This window comes from Nitrincola tapanii (genome assembly GCF_008368715.1).
GTDB classification, from domain to species: Bacteria; Pseudomonadota; Gammaproteobacteria; order Pseudomonadales; family Balneatricaceae; genus Nitrincola; species Nitrincola tapanii.
This window is the reverse complement of the sequence record NZ_SMRS01000006.1, coordinates 224,196-241,756: the sequence shown is the minus strand read 5'-3', so window position 1 is coordinate 241,756 and position 17,561 is coordinate 224,196. Positions and strand designations below refer to the sequence as shown.

Below are 17,561 nucleotides of genomic sequence, written 5' to 3'. Positions count from 1 at the left end.
GTCATACGTGTCATAAAGGCTTCACTGTCTAGTCATCTGGCTGTCATCCCGCTGCCGAAAAATGCAGAAAAGGATGAGCGGCAGGTAATGAGATGACTAGATTAGAACGCTTAACAGCAGCGGACACTCGGATTTTTTTTTGGATTTCGGGCTACCGCCATCGGCCTTTAATCGGGCTGACGAGTCGTTTTTGCTCGCGCGCAGGGGATGGTTTTTTATATGCGATCTTAGGTGTTCTGCTGGCGTTACATGAAGAAGCCTTAGGTTGGCTATTTTTGCAGACAGGTCTCCTGGCCTATGCCTTGGAACTGCCTGCATATCTATTGCTGAAAAATACCATTCAACGTGATCGCCCTTGTGATCGACATCAAGACTTCCAGGCATTGATTCGCCCTTCAGATCGTTTCAGCTTCCCGTCCGGTCATGCGGCGGCGGCTTTTGTGTTTGCCACTCTCATCTCTGTGGTTTATCCAGATTGGACCTGGCTGGCGCTCGGTTTTGCATGGGCAGTGGGTTGTTCTCGGGTGTTGTTGGGGGTGCATTATCCCAGTGATATTCTGGCCGGAGCACTCCTAGGAAGCCTGATGGCGCTTCTGGCACTTTGGGGTCAGGGATTGATTTGATGCGGATTTTATACGGTGTCCAGGCGACAGGTAATGGACACATCACCCGTGCCCGAGTGATGCAGCCCGCCTTAGCTGCGGCGGGAATCGAAGTAGATTATCTTTTTAGTGGTCGAGCGGAAGAGGCTTATTTTGATATGCAGCCTTTTGCCGAGTACCAGACACGTAAAGGTTTTACGCTGCAATCATGTGCAGGCAAGATTCAGCCCTGGCAAACTTTGAAGACACTCGATTTGATCGAGTTTTGGCGTGATGTGCGTGCGCTTGATCTCTCGACCTACGATTATGTGCTCACTGATTTCGAACCCATTTCGGCTTGGGCTGCGCGAAGACAAAAAGTGCCCTGCATTGGTTTGGCGCATCAGTACGCTCTAGTGCATCCTATCCCCGGAACAGAAAAAGCCTTTTGGCTGGCACCTGCGATTCGAAACTTTGCGCCTGCTAATATTCTTTTAGGAATTCATTGGCAAAGTTTTGAGTGTGGTGTCTTGCCACCGATGATTCCGGCCTTACCAACACAACCCTATACCGCACAGAATTTTATTCTGGTCTATTTGCCTTTTGAGGCGTTAACCGAGGTGTGTACCTGGTTAGCACAGTGTCCGGAGCAGAGGTTTCGAGTCTACACGTCACAAAGTCCTATAGATGCCGTTGAGAATGTAGAGGTTCGCTCCTTGTGTCGTGAAACCTTTCCGCAGGATCTGGCGCGCTGTCAGGGCGTGATCTGTAATACAGGCTTTGGATTGTGCAGTGAAGCGATTTTGTTAGGTAAGAAGCTACTCACACGCCCCTTATCCGGCCAGATAGAGCAGGAGTCTAATGCAGCGGTTTTAGAAAAAATGGGGCGTGCACAGATTTTACATCAGTTTGATTTAGACAGCCTGCGCGCTTGGTTACGCACAGAGAATTGGCCAGCGGCGGTTTACCCAAGGGTGGCAGACGAGGTGGTGGCTTGGTTGAAGGCGGGGGCTCAAGAGTCTGCAGAATCTTTGGCGCAAAGGTTATGGCAAGCTACGCATCTGCCTGTGCAGGTGTAATAAAGGATGGGCTAGAGTCGCCACTCAAACCTCTAAAAGCATCCAAACGCCTTTCAAAAGGCAATAAAAAAGGCGAAGATAATCCGTATCTTCGCCTTCATTGGTATCCCTTTCCGTGCAAATCCAAGCCTAAGCTCTGCTTCCCGCATCCTTAATCTGCTGTCTGGCCATCCTTCTGATTCGTTCCGTGAACAGGAGATCCATAAGCGTTATTATCCCGATATTTTCAGGCATGCCTATAGGAGTTTTTCCTAAATTAAGGAAAAGCAAAAAGCGAGTCGAGTTCTGCCAGAAGCTTTGTCATACTTTTGTCATCAGAATAGCGTCCAATACGCGCAGTCACCAAGGAGTTCAAAGTGGCCTTTAATAACAGTCAGCGTTACTACCCAGAAACCCGTATGCGTCGTATGCGAGCCGATGATTTCTCGCGGCGTTTGATGCGAGAGAATCGACTGACACCGGACGATCTGATTTATCCAGCGTTTGTCATTGAGGGCCAGAATGCACGTGAAACCATTCACTCTATGCCAGGGGTTGAGCGTCTCAGTATTGATTTGATGGTGGCCAAGGCTAAAGAACTGGTGAGTTTGGGGATTCCTGCGCTGGCGCTGTTTCCTGTAACCCCTGCCAGTGCTAAATCTGAGTGGGCGGAAGAGGCGAGCAATCCGGATGGTTTGGCCCAAAGGGCGGTTAAGGCGATTAAAGATGCTTGCCCACAGTTGGGTGTGATCACAGATGTGGCGCTTGATCCGTTCACCACGCATGGGCAGGACGGTATTATCGATGAAACGGGTTATGTCTTAAATGACCGCACGATTGAAACTCTTGTGGCTCAAGCTGTGTCCCATGCCGAGGCGGGTGCAGATGTGGTGGCACCTAGCGATATGATGGATGGCCGTATCGGGTACATTCGAGCAGCTTTAGAAGAGAGTGGCTTCGTGAATACTCGTATCATGGCCTATTCGGCTAAATACGCCAGTGCCTATTATGGGCCTTTTCGCGATGCCGTGGGTTCGGCGGCGAATCTGGGCAAAGGCAACAAATACAGCTATCAAATGGACCCTGCCAACAGCGATGAAGCTTTGCATGAGGTGGCGTTGGATTTAGCAGAGGGCGCTGATATGGTGATGGTGAAGCCAGGGATGCCTTATCTGGATATCGTGCGTCGTGTGAAGGATGAGTTAAAAGCCCCGACCTTTGTGTATCAGGTTAGTGGTGAATATGCGATGCACATGGCGGCCTTTCAGCAAGGCTGGTTGGATGAGCGCAGTGTAATGCTGGAATCTCTGCTGGCGTTTAAGCGCGCCGGTGCGGATGGAGTTTTGACCTATTTTGCTGTGCGTGCCGCACAGGAACTGAATGCTTGAGGAGAGTTGCATGAGTGAAGAGGTGTTGCATGCCGTGGCCCATCAAACGGATCCGGACACGGAAACCTTAAGTGCTGAAGCGGCGGCGGCGGAGGCGGCGGCAGCGGCTTTGCTGGAAAGCCGCGAAATTCTTCCGACCATCGAGCCGATTGAGAAGGTTCCGGTTGATCTCAAGGCCTCTGAACTCTACATCAACCGCGAGCTGAGCCATCTCCAGTTTAATGTCCGCGTTCTCGAACAGGCATTGGATGAGGGGCATCCATTATTGGAACGCCTGATGTTCCTGCTCATCTTCTCCAGTAACCTAGATGAGTTCTTTGAAATTCGTGTGGCCGAGCAGTTGCGTCAGCTGAAATATGGACGTGAAGATGTGGGGCCGGATGCGATGCATCCACAAAAGGTTTTAGAGAAGATACGTGAGATCTGTGAGATCAATGTTGATCGTCAATATAAGATCCTCAATGAGATTATGTTTCCTGCCTTAGAAGTACAGGGCATACGTTTTGTACGCCGTGGTTTGTGGACGCCTGAACAGCGCGCTTGGGTCAAAGATTTCTTTGAAGAGAAAATTGTGCCTGTCATCAGCCCGATCGGCTTAGACCCCTCTCACCCTTTCCCACGTTTGATCAACAAAAGCCTGAACTTTATTGTGCAGCTTGAAGGGAAGGATGCGTTTGGTCGGGAAACCGGATTGGCGATTATCCCAGCGCCACGCTCCTTGCCACGCCTCATTCGCTTACCGGATGAACTCTGTGAGGGAGGGGATAATCTGATCTTCCTCTCTTCTATCATCCATGAATTTGCCGATGAACTCTTCCCCGGCATGAAGGTGAAGGGCTGTTATCAGTTCCGTATCACACGCAACGCCGATCTAAGTTTTGATTTCGAAGAGATCGAAGACTTGGCACGTACGTTACGCGGTGAACTGCATTCACGTAAATATGGCGATGCGGTGCGTCTTGAAGTGGATCAGCGCACGCCGGAGGAGTTGATCGCCTTTTTGATGGAAGAGTTTAATCTCAATGACAGCCAGGTTTACCGTGTGAATGGCCCCGTCAACCTGAACCGGTTGATGGCCGTTCGTGATCTAGTCGAGCGTCCTAATCTACGCTGGAAGCCTTTTACTCCGGGTCTACCTGGAAAGCTTAAAACGGATAAAGATATTTTCAGCATCCTGCGCAAAAACGATCAGTTGCTTTTGCACCCTTTCCAATCCTTTACACCTGTGATCGATCTGTTGCGTCAGGCGGCCAAAGACCCCGACGTGATTGCGATCAAACAGACGCTGTATCGTACTGGGGTGAAGTCCGACATCGTCAACTCCTTGGTCGAAGCGGCACGTAACGGCAAAGAGGTCACGGTTGTAATAGAGCTGCGTGCACGCTTTGATGAAGAGAGTAACTTGCAACTCGCCAGTCGTTTGCAAGAAGCCGGCTGCCTCGTAGTGTATGGCGTGGTAGGGTATAAAACCCATGCCAAGATGATGTTGATTATCCGTCGTGAAGGCAACAACCTGGTACGTTATTGTCATCTCGGTACGGGTAACTATCACTCAGGGACCGCACGTTTATATACCGATTACAGTTACATGACCTGTGATCAGGATGTCGGCGAAGATGTGCATAAGGTATTCCAGCAGCTCACCGGTATGGGCAAGATTCAGAAACTGAAGAAACTCTATAATGCGCCTTTCACCCTACATGCGCGCATGTTGGAGCTGATTCAGAATGAGATTCGCCATGTCCAGGCTGGGCGTAAGGGCTATATCGCCATTAAGGTGAATGGCTTGACTGAGCCGCGGTTGATTCGAGCTCTCTACGAAGCATCACAAGCCGGTGTGGAGATTGATTTGATCATTCGTGGTATGTGTCGTCTACGCCCAGGCTTACCGGAGATCTCGGAAACCATTCGCGTGCGCTCGATTATTGGACGCTTCCTTGAGCATACCCGCGTTTACTACTTTGCCAATGATGGTGAGCCTTTGGTGTATTGCAGCAGTGCCGACTGGATGGAGCGGAATATGCTCAATCGTGTTGAAACGGGATTCCAGCTGACCGGCAAAAATGCGGAGCGTATCAAAAATGAACTGGACTATTATTTACGTGATAATTGCCAGGCTTGGGCACTGCATTCAGATGGAAGTTATACCCTGTTACAACCCCAGGAGGGGGAGGAGCGCTTCAGTGCTCAGCATGCTCTGATGGAAGAGTTCGCGACCCTCTAAACCACTTAAGACTGAGTCGGTCAAGGCTAGGGATGCACTCTCAGAGTGCATCCACCCTAGCTGCCAAGGGTCAGCTGGTTTATATTAGACGCAAGGCGCTGAATTTAAACCGAGGATTTACATGACACTGACCGAGCTTCGCTACATCGTCACCCTGGCGCAAGAGCAACACTTTGGTCACGCGGCTGAGCGTTGCTTCGTCTCACAACCGACCTTGTCGATTGCCGTGAAAAAGCTTGAAGATGAGCTAGGGGTTGCGTTGTTTGAGCGTAGTAAAAGTGCTGTGCGAGTGACTCCCGTCGGTGAAAAGGTCGTCCGTCAAGCACAGACGGTGCTCGAACAAGCTGAAGCGATCCGTGAGTTAGCAAAAGAGGGCAAGGATCAGTTGGCCAGCCCCTTGCGTGTGGGCGCGATCTTCACCATTGGTCCTTATCTGTTTCCGTCACTGATTCCCGAAGTGCAAAAACTCGCACCTCAGATGCCGCTCTATATCGAAGAAAATATGACAGAAACCTTACGGGGTAAAATTCGTAACGGTGAATTGGATGCGATCGTCATAGCTTTACCTTTCCAAGAGCCGGATGTGTTAACCCGAGCCGTGTATGATGAACCTTTTGAAATGGTCTTGCCTAAAGGCCATCCTCTGAGCCGTGAAAAGCAGGTGGATCCAAGTGTGATTGGGGATCTGCGCATGTTGCTTTTGGGCGAGGGGCACTGTTTCCGTGATCAGGTGTTAGAGGCCTGCCCAACCCTGAATCAATCTTTCCATAATCAGCATACCGTCACCGAGGGCAGCTCCTTAGAGACCATTCGGATGATGGTGGCGTCTGGACTGGGTTGCAGTGTGTTACCTGAGTCGGCGATTAAGAATCATCCCTCCAGCCACTTGGTTGAGGTACGACCTTTTAAAGCCCCTCGTCCAATGCGCACGGTAGCCGTCGCTTGGCGTGCCAGCTTTCCACGACCTCAGGCGATCGAAGTGCTGATCCAAGCCATCCTGTCCTGCCAATCCAAGCCTGGTCTCTTGGAGTCCTGATGTGGCCGGCAGGCTATCACTGCAACTACTTAAAGGGGTCGGTACGGCGCTAGAGCTTAAGTTACAACGCTTAGGCTTACAGAGTATTGAAGATCTCTGGATGCATCTGCCTCTGCGTTATCAGGATCGTACCCGGCTTTTGCCTTTAGCCGGACTGCAGCCGGGTGATGAAGCGCTGGTACAGGTGCAGGTGGTGTTAGCTGATCGTGCTCAGGGGCGGCGTCCGAGCTTTTTATGTCGAGTTCAGGATGGAACCGGCTCATTGACCCTGAGATTCTTCCATTTCAACGCCGGTCAAATGAAGTCTTTAACACCGGGCGTGTGTCTAGAGTGCTTTGGTGAGGTGCGTCCTGGCCCGGCGGGGTTAGAGATGATTCATCCGGAATATCGTGTGATTCCCCATCTCGGGCTGCCGGTAGAACGTGCGGCATTAACGCCCATCTATCCTTTAACCGAAGGATTGCCGCAAACACGTATCCGACGTTTGCTGGAGCAATCTTTGCTTTATCTCACGCCAGAAGCTTTACCGGATCTCCTGCCCAGTGCCTGGTTGCAACGTCAGGGCATGCCGGGTTTGATCGAAGCCTTGAGATTTCTGCATCAACCCCCTCCAAACGTGGACCAGCAAGCACTACTGAGTGGCCAGCATCCAGCGCAACAACGTTTGGTCTTAGAAGAGCTGCTGGCACACCACCTTTCCTTACAGCGAGTACGTGCGGTATTAAGAGCGCCGGGTGCCTTGTCTTTGCCCCGATCCCAAACCTTACAGAAACAGTTCTTAGCCCGTTTACCTTTTCCTCTGACGGCTGCTCAGCAGCGGGTAGGGGAAGAGATTGCCCAGGATTTAACCGCACAGGTCCCCATGTTGCGCTTGGTCCAGGGTGATGTCGGTTCTGGCAAAACTTTGGTGGCCGCCTTAGCAGTGTTGCAGGCGGTGGAAGCTGGGCAGCAAGCGGTCGTGATGGCACCTACGGAAATTCTTGCAGAACAGCATTATCGTAACTTCTCGGCCTGGTTGGAGCCGCTGGGTATCCAGGTCGCTTGGCTGGTCGGCAAACTCAAGGGGAAGGCTCGCCACCAGCAATTACAGGCCATTGCCAGCGGTGAGGCTCAGGTCGTGTTGGGTACACATGCCCTGTTTCAAGAGGGGGTGGCGTTTGCTTCTTTAGCGCTCTTGGTAATTGATGAGCAGCATCGTTTTGGGGTGCATCAACGCTTAAGTTTACGCGAAAAAGGCTGTGCCGAGGGGCGCATGCCACATCAGCTCATTATGACCGCGACACCGATTCCGCGCACCTTAACTATGAGTGCTTATGCGGATCTAGATGTGTCGATCATCGATGAGCTGCCGCCCGGACGCACGCCTATCCAGACCTTAGTGCTGGCCGACACACGGCGCGATGAGGTGATTGAGCGTGTTCGTGAGGCGTGCCAGCAAGGGCGTCAAGCCTATTGGGTGTGTACCCTAATTGAAGAATCGGAAGCGCTGCAGTGTCAGGCGGCAGAGGTTACTGCGGCTCAGCTAGCTGAGCGTTTACCTGAACTGACGATAGGTCTCGTGCATGGCCGGATGAAAGCAGCAGACAAAGCCGAAGTGATGCGAGCATTTAAAGCGGGCGAGTTAGCCTTATTGGTGGCGACGACGGTGATTGAGGTGGGTGTGGATGTGCCGAACGCCAGTCTGATGATTATAGAGAATCCGGAGCGTTTGGGGTTAGCCCAGTTACATCAGTTACGTGGACGTGTCGGGCGTGGCACAGCGGCGAGTCATTGTGTGTTGATGTACCACGCCCCTCTATCGCAAGCGGGGCGTGAGCGCTTGGCGGTGATGCGCGAAACCCAAGATGGTTTTCGCATCGCGGAAAAGGATTTGGAGCTGCGTGGTCCCGGTGAGGTTTTAGGGACACGTCAGACCGGAATGATGCAGTTTCGTATTGCAGATCTCACCCGTGATGCGCATTGGATACCGACGTTGCACGTTTTGGCCGAGCAGATGCTGGCGCAAACGCCACAGGAAGCCGAGGCATTGATTCGACGCTGGATGGGCAGCAGCGAAGCCTACGCTCAGGTATAATCGCCTTCTTGAGTGAACCCACTCGGAAACCTTTTTGGAACCGACTTTGGAGTACCGGATGCAGCCTACCCCTGAGCAGCTTGCCCTTATCGAACGTCAACTCGGTCGTCCACCGCGTGGTTTGGCCGCGATCGCCTATGCAACACCTGATGGGGTTCCTGTTGTTTTGCAGATGCGCTCTTTGATGGAAGGTAAACCCTTTCCCACGCTATTTTGGCTGTGTAGCCAGGATCTGGATAAAGCCTTGGCGCGCATTGAGGCCAGTGGCTGGATTAAATCGATGGAAGAGGAGCTGCAGCAGGATGCGCAGTTACGTGCGCGCTTTCATGCTCAACAACAAGCCTACGTGGATCTGCGCTGGCAGTTAATGACTGCCGAAGATCGTGCCGTGATCGAGGCTCAAGGCTTTACTGAACGCTTTAATACACTGGGAATTGGTGGCATTGCGCAATGGGATAAGGTGCGTTGCCTGCATATGCAATATGCGCATCATCTGGTCGCGGAAAATCTGATCGGTCAGCGTTTGGATGCTGAGTTCGCTCTGCATGAACTGGCGATACAGATTTAAACGCTACACGCAGCGTTGTGCATAAAAATAGGCCGCGATGCGGCCTATTTTTTCTCTGTAGCCGAGGTCAACGGCTGTACAGATTTTCTTGATCAGTCTTGACCGGTCAGCAGCTTATATTTGATCAGAAGCTGCTCTTCAGTTTCGACATGTTCAGGATCTTTCGGGATACAATCCACAGGACAAACTTCTACGCACTGGGGCGTGTCATAGTGACCGACACACTCGGTGCATTTGCCGGGATCGATTTCATAAATTTCTTCGCCTGGAGAGATGGCCTCATTCGGACATTCAGGCTCACATACATCACAGTTGATGCATTCATCGGTGATCATCAAGGCCATGACGGCTACCTCATTAACTCGTTATCAATTGGTGTGCTGCAGGTAAGTATCCAACGCTGCAGAGACCTTAGGGTGAACAAACTGGCTTACGTCGCCACCGAGAGAGGCGATCTCACGGATCAGGGTAGACGAAATATAACTCAGGTGCTCCGCAGGTGTCAGGAACAGGCTTTCAATCTGAGGACTCAAACGGCGATTCATATTCGCCAATTGGAACTCATATTCAAAATCTGAAACCGCGCGCAGCCCGCGCAAAATAATATTCGCTTGCTCTTGCTGCAGAAGGTCCGCCAACAAGCAGTTAAAACCGACCACGCGCACATTGGGCAGGTGTGACAAGGCTTGTTGAGCCAGTTCAACACGCAGCGCCAAAGGCAGTAATGGGCGTTTTTTTGGACTTTCTGCAACGGCCACCACGACCCAATCAAATAGCTTACAGCCACGCTCGACAAGGTCAGTGTGGCCATTGGTGATGGGATCAAAGGTGCCGGGATACACTGCCGTGTTCATTTATATCCCCAGAAGTATCAGCTGAATACGTGCGCGGATCTTAGCCCAATCAGAGAGATGGTACAAATACAAAAAGTGCATGAGTATTTTCTAAAAAAGAATAAAAAATAGTTTTAGCATAAAATATAGTTATATAAATTCTGAGGGAATTGCCATGAATCTTTCTACACTGAAGATGACGATTTGATGAAATCGACTGTCCAAGGCTTGCAAGCAGATGAGAAAAACGGATAGTCATACCTTCCCTCACACAGGTATGTTGGTTAAAAACAAGGATAAATCAGGAAAAGTCATGCCCAGAAGAACTCCCGAAGAAGCGGAACAAACCCGTTTGAATCTTTTAAACACGGCGTTACGCATGTATGCCCAGCAAGGTCTGCACCAGGTCTCTCTCAAGCAGATCGCGGCTCAGGCAGGGGTAACGCATGGTGCTGTGTATTGGCACTTTCGTAACCGTGATCATCTTTTAGAAAGTCTGTATTTTCATCACGAGATGCCGTTTGAACAGCAGTTTGTTGAGCAACAGCAGGCTATCCGTCAGGATCCTGTGCAAGCTTTGGCCGATTACCTGCGTGGCGTGTTGCGCGCGGTATTAAGTCGACCGGCATTGCGTCTGACCTATCGGCTGTTTTGGTTGCAGCCGGATCAAGCTGAGTTGGCCGGCGTTTATGCGCGGCTGCAAGCGGATCAGGCCTTGTGCTTAAGCCACTTACTCGCATTTTTGAAGCAGGCACGGAAAAAGAAACTGCTGAAAAAGAAGTTTTCGACTCAGCCTTTTGCAGAGAGTCTGGCGGCGGTTCTGCATGCTCTGTTGCGCGAAGCCGTTCAACCGGCCCTTTTCAGCCCGAATGCTGAGCCATCGCCGCTGCAGGAGATCACAGCCGAGGAGCACAGCTCTGACGTCTTAGACTATGAACTACCGGAAGCGATTGAGCATTTAATTCAGGCGCTGATCAGAGGCTTGGCAGCGGGCTAAGATCGGTCATTTCCAAGCCAAGATCTTCACGTTGGTACAGCCGGTAAGCTACTTGCCCTGCCTGTTTCTCACGATACAGGCTCCAGTTATCGGGTAGACCTTGTGGCGTCCAATCTCTTTCGGTTTCGATATAGATCATCGCGGCATTGCTGAGCAAGCCTCGCGACTCCAGTAGAGTCGCAATCGGGCGGATCAGGTCTTTATGAAAAGGCGGATCGAGGAAAACAAGATCATAAGTGGCTTCTTGATCCGCCATTTTTTCCTCTAACCAATCTAACGCGGAGCGGCAGTGGGCCTCTCCGTTTTGGGCTTTTAAGCGCTGTAGATTGCGGCGAATCTGAGCAATCACCTCAGGTGAGGCATCCACAAAGGTAGCCGATGCTGCGCCACGCGATAGCGCCTCAAACCCCAGGGCACCACTACCACAAAAAAGATCGAGGCACTGTGCACCAGGCGTCAGAGTTTGCAGCCAGTTGAATAGGGTTTCACGCACACGATCCGGTGTTGGGCGTAGGCCTTCAATTTCGGGGAAGGGTAGTTTCTGACTGCGCCAGAGGCCACCAATGATTCTTAAGCTCGACGTTTCTGCCGCCGCTGCTTGGGGGCGAGGGCGTGCAGCACGATTGTGGCGACTCATGAAATGCAAAATCCTGTGCGCTGTGCTCAACTCGAATTGAGCTTAATAGGGGTTCAGTACCCAATGCACCGCGGCAGGCGTAGTGAGCAACGCTTCTAGCCAAGCCTGTATCTCATCCGATGAATGGGTGCGCAAAGTATCCTGAAACAGAGGGTAGCTGTCGAGACTCCAGCGAAATCGAGCAGTTAATTCCAGCGCTTGGCGTGCTGCCGTGGCTTCCTCTAAGCCGCCTAGGCGAGCAGAGTGTTCATCGAGACGGCTATCAGCAATCTTGTGTCTGAGCTGCTCAAGCCATTCCTCTGTCGAGAGATCACTGCTTTCCGGCAAGCTTAAGATCAAGGCCAGATAGCCTTGGCGTTGATTGGGTTGCCAGAGTAGACGGTAGTGCTGAATCTCTGTTTCCTGCTCCAAATAGCGCTGAAGTCGGCTCGCAGCGAGACGGCTGAGAGCCAGTTCTTGTGGGCTAGGATGGGTCGCTAAGGGCCAGGCTATTAGCCACCAGCGTTGATTTTGATAACCCTGCATCTCACCTGAATGCGGGGCAAGCGTGTGGGGTGTTGAGTGGGTCTGTGGTGCTGGAAGGGCTTCAGCTGCAGCGGGGCGTTCTGCCGCGCTGTATAGACGTAACCATTGCAAATCTTGATCCTGCCAAGCCGGTTGGAGCCAGTTGCCCAGCTCGGCTAATAGACGATTTTCCGGGCTTTGCAGATCTAGATGTATGTGCGCGGCGGCTTGCGCATACCAACGTTCATCTTGAATGGATTGACTTTGAAAGGATTCCGCCAGCTCATCACTGAGTTCTTGGAGCCGTTCAGGGCTGAGCGAAACATTGCCTCGCCAACGTAGGCCTAAGGTCTCAGCACGTTGAATTTTTTCCCAGTGGCCCGATAGGGCGTTATAACGGATCAGCCAATCTGCTTCGATCTGTTGTAATTTAGCCTGCAGCTCGGCGTGTAATAAGCGTTGTTCGCGATTAAAAGCCGGAGGGAGTTGTAGCAGCCACTCCATCTGTACGGTGTCGCTTGCAGGCGTTTGCATGCCATAGAGATCGGCTTCCTGGAGATAGTAGAAGGTAAAGCCCGCATCTTCTTTCTCAGCGGTTGGAATGTTGAGTAGCACGATGGCAATGGCCACAATCCACATCAACCAATAGAGATAACGGCGATTGAATAGAGGTTTGTAATCCGATACAGACATAACGTTTCCCGTTTGGTTGATGGCGCGCGCTCTGTGTTAAGATAGCCGAAATGAATTAACACTATCTACTCTGCAACTGACGAGCCTTTAAAGTCTATGGAATCTTTGTATAACTGGATGCTGGGTATGGGCTTAGATCCTGCCCTTTTGCCTTATATCGCCGGTGGTCTGGCGTTGGTTTTAGTGATCGCGCTTTATGTTTTCTTAAAGCCGAGTCCTCAGGCGGATGCACAGACGCAAGATGAGTCGGTGGTGCCGCCCGCGCGCCCCGCTGAGGAAGCTGAGACGCTGCCAGAGGTGCAAGACCTTGTCAGCCAGGAGAAGATAGCAGCGGCACCTCTTGAGCCAGAGACCAGTGTTCAGGCCGAAGTGGCTGCGGAAAGCACGTCTAGGCTTGCGGAAGTAGAGGTTGTAATCCCCGCCACGCCTGTCACAGAAGTACGCCAAGACGTCACAGCGACTGATGCAGCGTTTGCCGATTCGGCTACCCTGGAAACCTCTGCTGCCGTGGCACCGGCACGAGAGCTTGAAATCCCTGCGGTTGAAACTGAGGTGGCTGAAGCACCCTCTGAAACGAAACAGTTCGAACCCGCTACACCAGTGCCTTCGGCACCGGAAGCACCTGTAGAGCCAGCGGTGGCGGCCCCTGTGGTGACTGCCGCACCGAGCGAAGCACCGGAGCAGCGTAAGCAGCGGTTGTTTGAGCGTATTCGTTCCGGTTTGAGCCGTACGAAAGCCAGCCTCACAACTCAAATCGGGGAGTTGTTCGGCAGCAGTCAAAGTATTGATGAAGATCTGCTGGAAGAGCTGGAAACATTGCTGTTGATGGCAGATGTGGGGGTAGAGGCCACCACGGCAATTATCGGGCGCTTGAACGAAGCCGTTGAGAAAAACGAATTAAAAGACCCTGCCGCTTTGCAGCAGGCTCTGAAACGTGAGTTGTCTGTTTTACTGCAGCCGGTACAGCAGCCGCTGAACCTAGTCAGCGGTCAAGGGACTCAGGTCATTTTAGTGGTAGGTGTGAATGGTGTGGGTAAAACCACAACCATAGGTAAGCTGGCTAAGCGTTTGCAGGCTGAAGGCAAGTCAGTGATGCTGGCGGCTGGAGACACTTTCCGTGCGGCGGCGGTTGAGCAGTTGCAGGTTTGGGGTGAGCGTAATCAGGTGCCCGTGGTGGCACAGCATACCGGAGCCGATTCCGCATCCGTAATCTTTGATGCGTTGCAGTCTGCTCAGGCCAAAGGCATTGATGTGCTGATCGCCGATACTGCCGGTCGTTTACAAAACAAAGACAATCTCATGAACGAGCTGTCGAAAGTGGTTAGGGTGATGAAAAAGCTCGATCCACAGGCGCCTCATGAAGTGATGTTGGTGTTGGATGCCGGGACTGGTCAAAATGCGATCAGCCAGGCTAAACAGTTCCGTGAAGCTGTAGGGGTGACGGGCATTACTCTGACTAAGCTTGATGGTACGGCGAAGGGCGGCATTATTTTCGCCATTGCCAAACAGTTTGAATTGCCAATCCGATTTATCGGGGTGGGTGAGCAGATCGATGATTTGCGTCCCTTTTCCGCCGATGAGTTTGTGCAAGCGCTGTTCGACTAAACCGCAGTAGGAGCGGCGAATCTATGGCCGAAATACGCTTTACCAATGTCGGCAAACGTTATGCTGAGGGGCATGATGCCTTGATCGGCGTGGATTTCACCCTAGAGTCGGGTGAAATGGCTTTCTTGACCGGACATTCAGGTGCCGGCAAAAGTACGCTTCTAAAGTTGATCATGCTGATGGAGCGCCCTTCGCGTGGGCAGGTCTGGGTCGGAGATCAAGAGTTGAATGTGCTGCCCCGGCATCAGATCGCTTGGCACAGACGGCGTATCGGCGTGGTGTTCCAGAACCATCAGCTGCTGTTCGACCGCAGTGTCTTTGACAATGTTGCCCTGCCTTTGCAGATCGCGGGTTATGATCCACAAGATGCGGCGCGTCGTGTGCGTGCCGCCTTGGATAAAGTCGGGTTGTTGATGCGGGAGAAGCAAAATCCGATCACCCTGTCCAGTGGTGAACAGCAGCGCGTTGGGATTGCCCGTGCCATAGTGCACAAGCCCAAATTGCTACTCGCGGATGAGCCAACCGGTAACCTGGATCCTCAGCTTTCGGAAGATGTGATGCGTCTGTTTGAACAGTTCAATCGGATCGGGACGACGGTATTAATTGCCAGCCATGATTTGTCTTTAATTAACCGCATGCAGCGCCGAACTCTGGTTCTACGTGGCGGAAGGTTGGTGTCGGGTGGCTGAGAAATCCAATACCGTCGCGCGGCGGGGTGCTCAAGTACATCGCGTCAGTCAGCGCAATCGTCTCAGCAGTTGGTTACGTCACCATCTGTCCGTCGCCCTGACGTCCTTGCAACGTATTCTACGAACCCCTTTAGCGTCCTTTATGACGTTGGCGGTGTTGGCCATAGCTCTGGCCTTACCCAGTTTTATGTGGACGGTGGTGCATAATGTGCAACAGTTTGCCGCAGGCTGGGATACGCATCCACGGATTAGCCTGTATCTCCATCAGCAGGTAAGTGATGAGCGTGCCGAGCAGATGAGCTTGGAGCTGATGTTGCACCCGGGTTTATCCGGTGTCGAGCTGATCGATCGTGATAAGGGGTTACAAGACTTTGCACGCTATTCCGAATTTGCCAATCTGATCAGCCTGTTTGAACGTAACCCTTTACCGGCTGTGATTCTGGTGCTGCCGACAGATCACACGCTTTTGGCCTTACAGGGTTTGCAACAGGAACTGTCCGTCTTGCCTGAAGTGCAAGAGGCGCAACTCGATTTAGAGTGGTTGCAGCGCTTAGGAGCCTATCTCAATGTCTTGGAACGTTTTACCTGGGTGGTGAGTGGTCTCTTGGCCTTAGCGGTCTTGTTGATTGTCGGCAATACACTGCGTATGACCTTAGAAAGCCGCCGAGATGAAATTATCGTGACCAAACTGGTGGGCGCAACCGATGCTTGGGTGCGGCGTCCGTTTCTCTATACGGGCTTCTGGTTAGGCCTGTGTGGAGCGATACTGGCGTCTGTGCTGGTGTTTTTAGCGATGGAAATGATTCGAGCGCCTGTGGATCGTTTAGCGCAGTTGTACATGAGCAGCTTCAGCTTACAAGGTTTGGGCGCTCAAGGTTTGACAACACTCATCGCTATAGGTGTTGCCTTGGGTTGGTTAGGTGCGTTTGTTTCGACAGGACGCCATCTACGCGAAATCGAGCCCTCTTAAGGGCTTGCATTTCCGCAACGAGGCCGCTATTTTTCAGCGTCAGCTTAAAACGCGATCCGATACATCTGGGGAACTTTTCTCAGATTTTTGTGGTCTGAAGCGGCGGTAAAACTGAATATTAAATGAGGTTACATAATTCATGAGCACAAGCTTGCGTGTTGTAGAACAACTGTCACCGGGTGGCAACGTGAATGCTTATGTTCAGACTGTGGGCACTATTCCGATTCTGAATGCAGAAGAGGAACGAGCGCTGGCAGAGCGGTTGTTTTACCAGAATGACTTGGAGGCGGCACGTCAGTTGGTTTTGTCCCACCTGCGTTTTGTTGTGCACATCGCCAAGTCTTATTCAGGTTATGGATTGCCACTGAGTGATCTGATCCAAGAAGGTAATGTCGGTTTAATGAAAGCGGTGAAACGCTTTGATCCAACGGTGGGTGTGCGTCTGGTGTCTTTTGCTGTGCACTGGATTAAAGCAGAAATGCACGAGTTCATTCTGCGCAACTGGCGTATCGTCAAGGTGGCGACCACTAAAGCCCAGCGTAAGCTGTTCTTTAATCTGCGTTCGCAGAAAAAAGGCTTGAGTTGGATGAGCAATGATGAGGTCGATGCCGTCGCCAAGGATTTAGGGGTTGATAGTGCAGTTGTACGTCAGATGGAAGGCCGTATGGCGGCAACTGATACGGCCTTCGATGCGCCCTTGGGTGAAGACGAAGAGCTGAGCAGCTGGTCACCCTCGCAGTATTTAGAAGATGAAGAGGCCGATCCGGCACTTCAACTGGAAGCCAGTAACTGGGAAGAGAGTGCACAGCGTCAGCTGCATCAGGCACTTTCTGCTTTGGATGAACGTAGCCGAGACATTTTGGCACAGCGTTGGTTGGCAGATGAGAAGGCAACACTACATGACCTGGCAGCCAAGTATGATGTGTCGGCCGAACGTATTCGTCAGCTCGAAAAAAACGCGATGAAAAAGGTACGTGAGGCGATTACGCTCATCGCTTGACGCTGTAACCCGCCTCAGAAGCCGCCATCGAGCGGCTTTCTTTTTTTCTAGAGGCCTGTTTTTCGAGTCGCATAATCTCGATTTTTGAGGGGAAAAAGATGGCACGAGGTTTTCTAATCATCGCAGCGTTACTGGGGATGCTCGCGGTCATTTTGGGTGCTTTTGGTGCCCATGCCCTGGCTGCGGTGCTAGATGCACGGCAATTAACGGTCTACCAAACGGCTGTCAGTTATCAGTTCTGGCACGCATTGGCGCTGCTGGCCGTTGCGCTTTTGGCTCAGCGTCAAGCGAACCGGTGGTTGCTCTGGAGCGGTATCAGTTTTCTACTGGGTGTGCTGCTCTTCTGCGGCAGTCTCTATGCAATGACGCTGACAGGTTGGCGTCAGCTCGGTATCATTACGCCTTTTGGAGGCCTAGCCTTTATTCTGGGCTGGGTGTTCCTTGCACTCTCTCAGTGGCGACAGGAGCACTAGGATGCAGATCTATTTAAATGGACAGGATCATGAGTTAGCGGCAGACACGAGTCTGAGCACTCTGCTGGAAAGCATGGGATTAGCAGGGAAACGTGTAGCGGTTGAGCTGAATCTAGAGATAGTTCCACGTAGCCAGCATGCGACCACTCGGTTACAGCCGGGCGACCAGGTCGAAGTCGTGCAGGCAATTGGCGGCGGTTAAGGTGGGTGCGGGCACGACAATTTTGTGCT

At 52.0% G+C, this 17,561-nt stretch carries 18 protein-coding genes; 14 read left to right on the top strand and 4 right to left on the bottom strand.

Annotated features, from left to right (window positions below; all coding sequences use genetic code 11):
• Positions 1 to 92: 92 nt before the first annotated feature.
• The 7 genes from E1H14_RS09490 (at position 93) to E1H14_RS09460 (ending at position 8,929) form a co-directional block, all read left to right on the top strand.
• Positions 93 to 623, top strand: coding sequence for a phosphatase PAP2 family protein (locus tag E1H14_RS09490; protein WP_149391223.1), 531 nt, complete (start codon positions 93 to 95; stop codon positions 621 to 623).
• The gene (locus tag E1H14_RS09485) at positions 623 to 1,660 is read left to right on the top strand and encodes an MJ1255/VC2487 family glycosyltransferase (RefSeq protein WP_149391222.1); all 1,038 of its coding nucleotides are present in this window, start codon (positions 623 to 625) and stop codon (positions 1,658 to 1,660) included. Before E1H14_RS09490 ends, E1H14_RS09485 begins: the two co-directional genes overlap by 1 nt.
• Before the next feature lie 356 nt (positions 1,661 to 2,016).
• Positions 2,017 to 3,027, top strand: coding sequence for a porphobilinogen synthase (gene hemB, locus E1H14_RS09480; RefSeq protein WP_149391221.1), 1,011 nt, complete (start codon positions 2,017 to 2,019; stop codon positions 3,025 to 3,027).
• Between the two features lie 10 nt (positions 3,028 to 3,037).
• Complete coding sequence (gene ppk1, locus E1H14_RS09475; protein ID WP_149391220.1) at positions 3,038 to 5,251, top strand: polyphosphate kinase 1; 2,214 nt, start codon at positions 3,038 to 3,040, stop codon at positions 5,249 to 5,251.
• Positions 5,252 to 5,372: 121 nt separating this feature from the next.
• Positions 5,373 to 6,287 carry a hydrogen peroxide-inducible genes activator gene (locus E1H14_RS09470; protein WP_149391219.1) on the top strand — a complete coding sequence of 305 codons (915 nt, stop codon included), beginning with the start codon at positions 5,373 to 5,375 and terminating at the stop codon, positions 6,285 to 6,287.
• A 1-nt stretch (position 6,288) separates the two neighbouring features.
• Positions 6,289 to 8,361, top strand: coding sequence for an ATP-dependent DNA helicase RecG (gene recG, locus E1H14_RS09465; protein WP_235017433.1), 2,073 nt, complete (start codon positions 6,289 to 6,291; stop codon positions 8,359 to 8,361).
• Positions 8,362 to 8,419: 58 nt separating this feature from the next.
• Positions 8,420 to 8,929, top strand: a complete 510-nt coding sequence (locus E1H14_RS09460) for a DUF501 domain-containing protein (protein ID WP_149391217.1) — start codon at positions 8,420 to 8,422, stop codon at positions 8,927 to 8,929.
• A gap of 92 nt (positions 8,930 to 9,021) precedes the next feature.
• Here the strand turns inward: E1H14_RS09460 and E1H14_RS09455 are convergent, their stop codons facing one another.
• Complete coding sequence (locus tag E1H14_RS09455) at positions 9,022 to 9,273, bottom strand: YfhL family 4Fe-4S dicluster ferredoxin (protein WP_149391216.1); 252 nt, start codon at positions 9,271 to 9,273, stop codon at positions 9,022 to 9,024.
• Between the two features lie 24 nt (positions 9,274 to 9,297).
• Positions 9,298 to 9,783, bottom strand: coding sequence for a pantetheine-phosphate adenylyltransferase (coaD, locus tag E1H14_RS09450; RefSeq protein WP_149391215.1), 486 nt, complete (start codon positions 9,781 to 9,783; stop codon positions 9,298 to 9,300).
• 292 nt (positions 9,784 to 10,075) lie between these two features.
• On the opposite strand from coaD, the gene E1H14_RS09445 reads away from it, so the two are divergent.
• Positions 10,076 to 10,759, top strand: coding sequence for a TetR family transcriptional regulator (locus E1H14_RS09445; protein WP_160142055.1), 684 nt, complete (start codon positions 10,076 to 10,078; stop codon positions 10,757 to 10,759).
• Here the strand turns inward: E1H14_RS09445 and rsmD are convergent.
• Both rsmD and E1H14_RS09435 read right to left on the bottom strand, forming a co-directional pair.
• On the bottom strand, positions 10,737 to 11,396 hold the full coding sequence (rsmD, locus tag E1H14_RS09440; RefSeq protein ID WP_149391213.1) for a 16S rRNA (guanine(966)-N(2))-methyltransferase RsmD: 660 nt from the start codon (positions 11,394 to 11,396) through the stop codon (positions 10,737 to 10,739). The two genes, E1H14_RS09445 and rsmD, sit on opposite strands and share 23 nt — an antisense overlap.
• A 42-nt stretch (positions 11,397 to 11,438) precedes the next feature.
• Positions 11,439 to 12,593, bottom strand: coding sequence for a hypothetical protein (locus tag E1H14_RS09435; RefSeq protein ID WP_149391212.1), 1,155 nt, complete (start codon positions 12,591 to 12,593; stop codon positions 11,439 to 11,441).
• A 96-nt stretch (positions 12,594 to 12,689) separates the two neighbouring features.
• Between E1H14_RS09435 and ftsY the strand changes: the two genes are divergently transcribed.
• From ftsY to thiS, 6 genes are all read left to right on the top strand, one after another.
• Complete coding sequence (ftsY, locus tag E1H14_RS09430) at positions 12,690 to 14,198, top strand: signal recognition particle-docking protein FtsY (RefSeq protein WP_235017432.1); 1,509 nt, start codon at positions 12,690 to 12,692, stop codon at positions 14,196 to 14,198.
• A gap of 23 nt (positions 14,199 to 14,221) precedes the next feature.
• Positions 14,222 to 14,887, top strand: a complete 666-nt coding sequence (ftsE, locus tag E1H14_RS09425; RefSeq protein ID WP_149391211.1) for a cell division ATP-binding protein FtsE — start codon at positions 14,222 to 14,224, stop codon at positions 14,885 to 14,887.
• A complete protein-coding gene (gene ftsX, locus E1H14_RS09420) occupies positions 14,880 to 15,857 on the top strand; it encodes a permease-like cell division protein FtsX (protein WP_149391210.1) in 978 nt (325 codons plus the stop codon). Before ftsE ends, ftsX begins: the two co-directional genes overlap by 8 nt.
• A gap of 139 nt (positions 15,858 to 15,996) precedes the next feature.
• Positions 15,997 to 16,857: an RNA polymerase sigma factor RpoH gene (gene rpoH, locus E1H14_RS09415; protein ID WP_149391209.1), complete on the top strand. Its 861-nt coding sequence runs from the start codon at positions 15,997 to 15,999 to the stop codon at positions 16,855 to 16,857.
• A gap of 98 nt (positions 16,858 to 16,955) precedes the next feature.
• Positions 16,956 to 17,330, top strand: coding sequence for a DUF423 domain-containing protein (locus E1H14_RS09410; protein WP_149391208.1), 375 nt, complete (start codon positions 16,956 to 16,958; stop codon positions 17,328 to 17,330).
• 1 nt (position 17,331) lies between these two features.
• Positions 17,332 to 17,532: a sulfur carrier protein ThiS gene (gene thiS, locus E1H14_RS09405; protein ID WP_149391207.1), complete on the top strand. Its 201-nt coding sequence runs from the start codon at positions 17,332 to 17,334 to the stop codon at positions 17,530 to 17,532.
• Positions 17,533 to 17,561: the final 29 nt, after the last annotated feature.

Coding starts and splice junctions, on each gene's coding strand:
- rsmD (WP_149391213.1), bottom strand. CDS start 11,396: ATGAGTCGCCACAATCGTGCTGCACGCCCTCGCCCCCAAGCAGCGGCG.
- ftsE (WP_149391211.1), top strand. CDS start 14,222: ATGGCCGAAATACGCTTTACCAATGTCGGCAAACGTTATGCTGAGGGG.
- coaD (WP_149391215.1), bottom strand. CDS start 9,783: ATGAACACGGCAGTGTATCCCGGCACCTTTGATCCCATCACCAATGGC.
- E1H14_RS09435 (WP_149391212.1), bottom strand. CDS start 12,593: ATGTCTGTATCGGATTACAAACCTCTATTCAATCGCCGTTATCTCTAT.
- E1H14_RS09445 (WP_160142055.1), top strand. CDS start 10,076: ATGCCCAGAAGAACTCCCGAAGAAGCGGAACAAACCCGTTTGAATCTT.
- ppk1 (WP_149391220.1), top strand. CDS start 3,038: ATGAGTGAAGAGGTGTTGCATGCCGTGGCCCATCAAACGGATCCGGAC.
- E1H14_RS09470 (WP_149391219.1), top strand. CDS start 5,373: ATGACACTGACCGAGCTTCGCTACATCGTCACCCTGGCGCAAGAGCAA.
- E1H14_RS09490 (WP_149391223.1), top strand. CDS start 93: ATGACTAGATTAGAACGCTTAACAGCAGCGGACACTCGGATTTTTTTT.
- rpoH (WP_149391209.1), top strand. CDS start 15,997: ATGAGCACAAGCTTGCGTGTTGTAGAACAACTGTCACCGGGTGGCAAC.
- E1H14_RS09410 (WP_149391208.1), top strand. CDS start 16,956: ATGGCACGAGGTTTTCTAATCATCGCAGCGTTACTGGGGATGCTCGCG.
- E1H14_RS09455 (WP_149391216.1), bottom strand. CDS start 9,273: ATGGCCTTGATGATCACCGATGAATGCATCAACTGTGATGTATGTGAG.
- thiS (WP_149391207.1), top strand. CDS start 17,332: ATGCAGATCTATTTAAATGGACAGGATCATGAGTTAGCGGCAGACACG.
- E1H14_RS09485 (WP_149391222.1), top strand. CDS start 623: ATGCGGATTTTATACGGTGTCCAGGCGACAGGTAATGGACACATCACC.
- ftsY (WP_235017432.1), top strand. CDS start 12,690: ATGGAATCTTTGTATAACTGGATGCTGGGTATGGGCTTAGATCCTGCC.
- E1H14_RS09460 (WP_149391217.1), top strand. CDS start 8,420: ATGCAGCCTACCCCTGAGCAGCTTGCCCTTATCGAACGTCAACTCGGT.